This is a genomic window from Superficieibacter electus, from assembly GCF_002915575.1.
In the GTDB taxonomy this organism is placed as follows: domain Bacteria; phylum Pseudomonadota; class Gammaproteobacteria; order Enterobacterales; family Enterobacteriaceae; genus Superficieibacter; species Superficieibacter electus.
This window is the reverse complement of record NZ_PQGD01000035.1, coordinates 20,705-27,353: the sequence shown is the minus strand read 5'-3', so window position 1 is coordinate 27,353 and position 6,649 is coordinate 20,705. Positions and strand designations below refer to the sequence as shown.

At 44.5% G+C, this 6,649-nt stretch carries 6 protein-coding genes; 5 read left to right on the top strand and 1 reads right to left on the bottom strand.

The features are described 5' to 3' along the window. Nucleotides 1-57: 57 nt before the first annotated feature. The 4 genes from umuC to CHU32_RS26015 all read left to right on the top strand — a co-directional run bounded on the left by umuC (nucleotide 58) and on the right by CHU32_RS26015 (nucleotide 4,404). The gene (gene umuC / locus CHU32_RS26030; protein ID WP_308302662.1) at nucleotides 58-1,116 is read left to right on the top strand and encodes a translesion error-prone DNA polymerase V subunit UmuC; all 1,059 of its coding nucleotides are present in this window, start codon (nucleotides 58-60) and stop codon (nucleotides 1,114-1,116) included. A gap of 206 nt (nucleotides 1,117-1,322) precedes the next feature. Beyond that, entirely contained in the window at nucleotides 1,323-1,814 is a 492-nt protein-coding gene (locus CHU32_RS26025) for a hypothetical protein (protein ID WP_023888462.1), read from the top strand. A 60-nt stretch (nucleotides 1,815-1,874) separates the two neighbouring features. Next, nucleotides 1,875-2,573: a hypothetical protein gene (locus CHU32_RS26020; protein WP_020899212.1), complete on the top strand. Its 699-nt coding sequence runs from the start codon at nucleotides 1,875-1,877 to the stop codon at nucleotides 2,571-2,573. Nucleotides 2,574-3,504: 931 nt separating this feature from the next. Next, on the top strand, nucleotides 3,505-4,404 hold the full coding sequence (locus CHU32_RS26015; protein WP_006786007.1) for an integrase domain-containing protein: 900 nt from the start codon (nucleotides 3,505-3,507) through the stop codon (nucleotides 4,402-4,404). Nucleotides 4,405-4,472: 68 nt separating this feature from the next. Here CHU32_RS26015 and CHU32_RS26010 read toward each other — a convergent pair whose 3' ends face one another. Beyond that, a complete protein-coding gene (locus CHU32_RS26010) occupies nucleotides 4,473-5,090 on the bottom strand; it encodes a recombinase family protein (RefSeq protein ID WP_020899211.1) in 618 nt (205 codons plus the stop codon). A 404-nt stretch (nucleotides 5,091-5,494) separates the two neighbouring features. On the opposite strand from CHU32_RS26010, the gene CHU32_RS26000 reads away from it, so the two are divergent. After that, nucleotides 5,495-6,642 (top strand): IS3 family transposase gene (locus CHU32_RS26000; RefSeq protein ID WP_087464944.1). Its coding sequence is split into 2 segments (ribosomal slippage): nucleotides 5,495-5,744 and nucleotides 5,744-6,642, totalling 1,149 coding nucleotides; the frame shifts between segments, so codons are not numbered across the junction. Nucleotides 6,643-6,649 lie beyond the last annotated feature (7 nt).

Below are 6,649 nucleotides of genomic sequence, written 5' to 3'. Positions count from 1 at the left end.
GGTCTGACATACCTAAAGCGCGCGTGCTTTGAGTCGGTTACTAATTAAGCTGTTGAAATTGTATTCCACATAAATGCTGATATGTCAGACAGAGTGATGACTATTTTGCAGTTACTGACTCCGCGTGTGGAAATTTACAGTATCGATGAAGCTTTTTGTGATCTTACGGGTATGCGTAATCTGTTATCGCTTGAGGTGTTTGGCCATCAGATACGTGATCAGATTAAGCGAAGAACACATCTGACTGTGGGAGTGGGAATAGGCCCTACAAAAACGCTCGCCAAACTGGCTCAGTATGCAAGTAAGCGCTGGCCCGCAACGCGAGGTGTGGTAGATCTCAGTGACAGACAGCGTCAGCGTAAGTTAATGGCTTTAGTACCAGTTGAGGAGGTCTGGGGTATAGGACGGCGGCTGGGTAAAAAATTACAGTTTATGGGCATTAACAATGCACTTCAGCTGGCTGAGCTGTCGCCTTCATTCATTCGTAAACAGTTCTCAGTAGTTGTTGAGCGCACGGTCAGAGAGCTGAACGGTATTCCTTGCCTCGGTTTAGAAGAATTTACTGCCCCAAAAGAACAAATCATATGCTCCCGATCTTTTGGAGAAAAACCGTCGGACGAAGTCAGCCTGCATCAGGCCATTTGCGCTCATGCTGAACGTGCAGCAGAAAAACTCCGTGCAGAGCATCAATTTTGTAAACGGGTAGCAGTTTTCATCAGTACCAGCCCTTTCTCAGAAAATGAGGTGTTTTATAAGAATCAGGCGGTAACAGAGCTTGCTGTACCCGCTCAGGATTCACGGGATATCATTAACGCGGCTATAAAGGCATTTGATACGATATTTGTACCAGGGCACCGTTATCATCGTGCTGGCGTGATGCTCACTGATTTCCGAAGCGCTGCCGTATCTCAATTGACCCTTTTTGATGACTTTCAGCCTCATCGTAACAGCGAAGAGCTGATGACATTAATAGACAGCATTAACCATTCAGGCAAAGGCTCTGTTTGGTTTGCAGGGCAAGGTATTAAAGATGCATCTATGGGCTGGAAGATGCGCAGAGAAAGGCTTTCCCCCGCCTTCACGACTAAGCTAAGTGATATAATTAAAGTGAAGTGAGCTTCCTTTTTACGCCCAGCCATTTGGTATACCTCATCATTGACTTTCATTATACAATACGGCAGGGTTTTACAGTCTGTTACAATGTGACGGAATAGTAAGTCGTACTAAAGCTGTTATTTTCACGGTAAAAATAGGGAGAAAAAAGGAATATGAAGGGTCTATATACTATTTTAATACTACCTGTTCTCGTAACAGCTTGTAGTATGAATGATATAGCAACTACAAACCAGAAAATCAGTGATGGTGCCTCAGGAATAATGAATTCCCTGAGAGGTAACTCCTCAGGAAATGATGAGCAGCGTATGAAAGTATCTCCTTCAGAAAAAAAAGAATCGACCTCTAAAAGTTATACTGTACCAGTAGATGTTGATACTGCAGCAGCAAGAATTAAAAGGAAGTTTAAGTTTATCTCTAATGATGAACTGAGATCAATTAGAGAAAAAAATAACGATGGCGAATGGACTGCCAGCGCAATTACCGATAGTAATCAGGAATGGGATGCGATGACTGGAAGTTATTATAAAATGGGCTCAGATTGGGGCGACTATGATGATCACCTAACTATTGAGCTAGAAAAAAATGGGTCAGGTAGTCGTATTCATATAACGTACAGTTCTTCTTCAAAGCAAAGACTCGCAAGTAGCGGCTTGCAGGATTTAATGCAAAATATTAAGAATGTAGCTGAAGGGAAGTAACTAATTATTAAGTGTGTGGATATTGCTATATCCGCACTCATAAATCTATAAGGAGTAAGTGTGTTTAATCTCTTGTCCTATTTCCATAATAAATATAAAGGCCGAATTATAGAGTGTGACGAAACTCTGGATTACAGAGCCAACTTTGAGCATGCATTAAAATTTACAAAAGGGCTGGGCTTTAATGAAGGTTCAATAACGGATTTGAAGGATGGTGAATTGGATTATCATAATATGATGGCAAAAGTGTGTCATGAAGCAGAAGTGGATAGCTTCTCTTTTTCAGCAGGGCAATGTCTCAAGTGGTGTCATTTCCTTCAGCCATATTTTGAATCCGCACTTGGCTGTAAAATTTGGACGACAGTCGGTCAATTATGGAAGGGAGATAAATGGCTTTATAATCCCACATATGATGAATTTGAAAAATGGTCCAACAAGGGATTTCAGCCCGAAGATTTTTCTGAGACGCCTGCTCTAAATCTTCATGCCTGGTATACAACAGATACTGGTCATTTGATTGATATTTCATATCTGAGTACTCTTTCAAATGTATTTCCTGATTGCCATGAATATACTGGAGGTGTGCTGGTAGGTAAGCCAAATGATATTTTTCCTGGCTATCAATACGTACCTATAGTCGTTGGGCAAGGTATAGTAGAAAAAATTCAAAGCAAATCTTTTATACCTTTTCTTGCTAATGACGTTGAGGATCTAATGTCTGTTGGAATGGTGATATATGCAGACCCTAACAATGAATAATATAAGAAAGTTGACGATCATCTGAGGCGTTGCTAACATCACCAGTGCATTAGAAGTCGCTACGGCGACCATCCAAAACCCCTGTAACCTGAGAGGGGTGCCTTCGGGCGGTTACCAGCCAATGCTTCAGCGGTCTGAGAGAAGCGCCTTCGGGTGACTGCCAGCTAATGTCCCACATACCTGAGAGGGACGCCTTATGGCGGTAAACCCGTTTAACCTTTGAAAACGGGGGCCACTAATGTGGATAAGGTCACCGACCAAAAACTGGCCGGCTAACGCCTCAATGATTCACATCTTCCTGATGTTGAATTGTCATTAAAGGAGCTGAATCAGGCTCTGATCTTTCACTACGTTATGATTCTTGCCAGGGATACGCCCTGAGTTTCGTACGACTTTTGCATCGACGGATAAGGCCATTTGGCACATTTGGCCGCTTACGGAGTTGCATTAGGAGCACGAAGCTGCGCGGCGTCACTTGTGAAGTGGCGAAGACACTACCAAGTGACGCGCGCAGCGCATAACGTCTCAACCCACGTACGACGTGGTTTTCAACGTTTTACTACCATCTGACCAACATGTAGTCCGTGTTAGTACGGTATTAAACTCACTTTTACATCAACGTAAGCACGACGGAAGGCCGTCTGAACGTTCAATTATCAGTAAGGAGGAAATCGACTCGGTATCGATGGCGACACTACGAACAGTAGTGTTGGAGGCAGCTTGACGTAAGTCAGCTCTGCATAAGCAGCAAACAGATCAGAGATCTGGGGTGCCTCGCAAGAACTCAACAATTCGCCGCCCCGATGCACAGATACCAGTTGAGACGCAGGAAGCGCAAAAGCAACCGTGTCGTCGGGGATGAATTACTGGGGTACAGATCCGTCCGCTTATTTACAAGCCGAGGGACGTGTATCCCTGTGGAGATATAGGAATGTCCAGATTCAGTAAACAGCTGTGCAAACAACTTGTCACACTTGCTCGTCAGGGAAGGGGAAGTTATAAAACTGTGGCTGACCGCTCAAGAATTGCAGAACGTTTTTCTGAACGTCTGTCTGAACTGAATATTCAGATTAGGGACGTAAAACATATCAAAACTTCCCATATTGAAAAATATATTGAGAGCAGGAAGGCAGACAGTTTGTCTCTCAGGACGTTACAGAATGAGATGTCTGCTATCCGCTCTGTTTTATTATCAGCAGGAAGAAATAAACTGGCCGATCCCAATCATACCAGCCTGAGTAATCAGGCCCTGGGAATTTCTGGTGCTAACCGGGATGGCACTAAACTTCCTATTACAGATGAAAAACTTAATGCGGTTGTGAATTTTGCGCTTAAAAAAGATGAAGGTGTTGCGCTCGCGGTACAACTTTCAAGATACCTTGGATTGAGAACAGAAGAAACCGTGCAGTCCGCAAAGTCGTTAAAAACATGGAAGCAGTCATTGATTAACAATAATGAGCGTGTCCGTGTTGTTTTCGGGACTAAAGGCGGGCGGCCGAGAGAAACAACAGTTTTCAATCGTGAAAAAGTTTTATCAATTCTTGATAAGGCAATTCATTATGTCAGTGAACATAACGGAAAACTGATTGATAAACCTTCTCTGCATACTGCAATAGATCGTTACCGAAATATTGTACGAGAGGCAGGGATGAATGGTAAAAATGCCCCGCATAGTTTGCGTTACGCTTATTCACGTGATGCTGTAAATCATCATATTAAAAATGGAATGAGCCGCGACGAAGCTGAAGCATTAGTATCGATGGATTTGGGGCATGGAGATGGCCGTGGTCGTTATATTAAACAAGTTTATTTTCGCGGTGAAACAGAATAAGTTGTTTCTTTACTGAATTTTCAGGACGTAGCGCCACAGCTCATTCAGGGCTGTGGCTTTTCTAAATTTCAATCCGTATCTTTACATGCTCGAATAACTGTCATGCGTGAAACGCCGGCGAGCCTTGCCGTTTCATTTATTGATTTTCCGTTTTTCTTGCGAAGCGTTCTAATTAACTCATGTTTTTCCTTATCTGCTAGCCTCCCCCTGTATTTCCCTTTTTCCTTGGCGGCTGTAATTCCTTCCATCTGCCTTCTGCGACGATCTTCATAATCTTTACGGGCGATAGCAGCTAACATGTCCAGCATCATATTATTCACTGCCCGGAGCATACTATGAGTAAAGTCATAAGCTGATGGTGTGGACAGGGCAATGTGACTTGTAGGCAAATCAAGGCTTATTATTGAAAGCGATTTCTCATTAATCATCTTTTTTAAAGATTCCCAGCCATTATCATCCAGGCGTGAAAGCCGATCTACTTGTTCTATAAGTATCGCATCCCCTGGCTCTGTATCCTGAAGCAGTCTCATCAGTTCCGGTCGGTGCAATGCTGCGCCTGAAGCATTTTCAACATACCAGCCAGCAATGCGATGATTGTGTTGTTGAGCAAAGTCCTTGAGCCTCGATTTTGCACGCAGTGCATCCTGTTCCTGAGTTGAAGCACGAAGATATCCAAATATAAACAAAGTTCCTCCGGCAGTAACATTAAAATAGTCACATTCCAATCGGTATCATTTAAGTGGTAACTTATTTATATTCTACCAATAAACTGGATAGTATTTAATAGGTATACCCATTTGATACCCAGGTTGACATAATCACTATTTGCTCTGAAAATAGACAGGCTTACTTGTTGCTACATGCAACCAGCTAATGCTCCGGCAGTCTGAGAGGAGCGCCTTCGGGTGACTGCCAGCCAACGTTTTACCGGTCTGAGAGAAACACCTTCGGGTGACCGGAAAATCCTCGCAGCCTGAGAGAGGATACCTTCGGGTGGTAAATCCGTTTAACCTCTGGAAACGGATATTGAATCGCCATGGGTTTAACAGACACCTCAGAGTCATTTAAGATGGCTTAAAGAGAGGTGCCCATGAGCGGTAAGCGTTATCCCGAAGAGTTTAAAACTGAAGCAGTCAAACAGGTTGTTGATCGCGGTTATTCTGTTGCCAGCGTTGCAACACGTCTCGATATCACCACCCACAGCCTTTATGCCTGGATAAAGAAGTACGGTCCGGATTCTTCCACTAATAAAGAACAGTCAGATGCTCAGGCCGAGATCCGCCGTCTCCAGAAAGAGCTGAAACGGGTTACCGACGAACGGGACATATTAAAAAAAGCTGCGGCGTACTTCGCAAAGCTGTCCGACTGAGGTACGCCTTTATCCGTGACAACTCCTGTTGCTGGCCTGTTCGCCTGCTCTGTCGGGTGCTGGATGTTCATCCCAGTGGTTTTTACGCCTGGCTTCAGCAGCCGCATTCACAACGCCATCAGGCAGACCTGAGACTGACAGGACAGATTAAACAGTTCTGGCTGGAATTGGGATGCGTCTATGGTTATCGCAAAATCCATCTGGATCTGCGTGACAGCGGGCAACAGTGCGGAGTAAACAGAGTCTGGAGACTGATGAAACGTGTCGGAATAAAGGCTCAGGTCGGATACCGAAGCCCGCGGGCACGTAAAGGCGAGGCCAGTATCGTGTCACCCAACAGGCTCCAGCGACAGTTCAATCCGGATGCTCCTGATGAGCGTTGGGTAACGGACATAACCTACATCAGGACCCACGAAGGCTGGCTGTATCTTGCCGTTGTTGTTGATCTGTTCTCACGCAAAATTATCGGCTGGTCCATGCAATCCCGGATGACAAAGGACATTGTCCTGAACGCACTGCTGATGGCTGTATGGCGGCGTAATCCCGAAAAACAGGTGCTGGTTCATTCGGATCAGGGCAGTCAGTACACAAGCCATGAGTGGCAGTCGTTCCTGAAATCACACGGCCTGGAGGGTAGCATGAGCCGTCGCGGTAACTGCCATGATAATGCGGTTGCAGAAAGTTTTTTCCAGTTGTTGAAACGTGAACGGATAAAGAAAAAGATCTACGGAACGCGAGAAGAAGCCCGCAGTGATATTTTTGATTACATCGAAATGTTTTATAACAGTAAGCGTCGGCATGGTTCTAGCGAACAGATGTCACCGACAGAATATGAAAAACAGTATTATCAACGGCTCGGAAGTGTCTAGATTATCC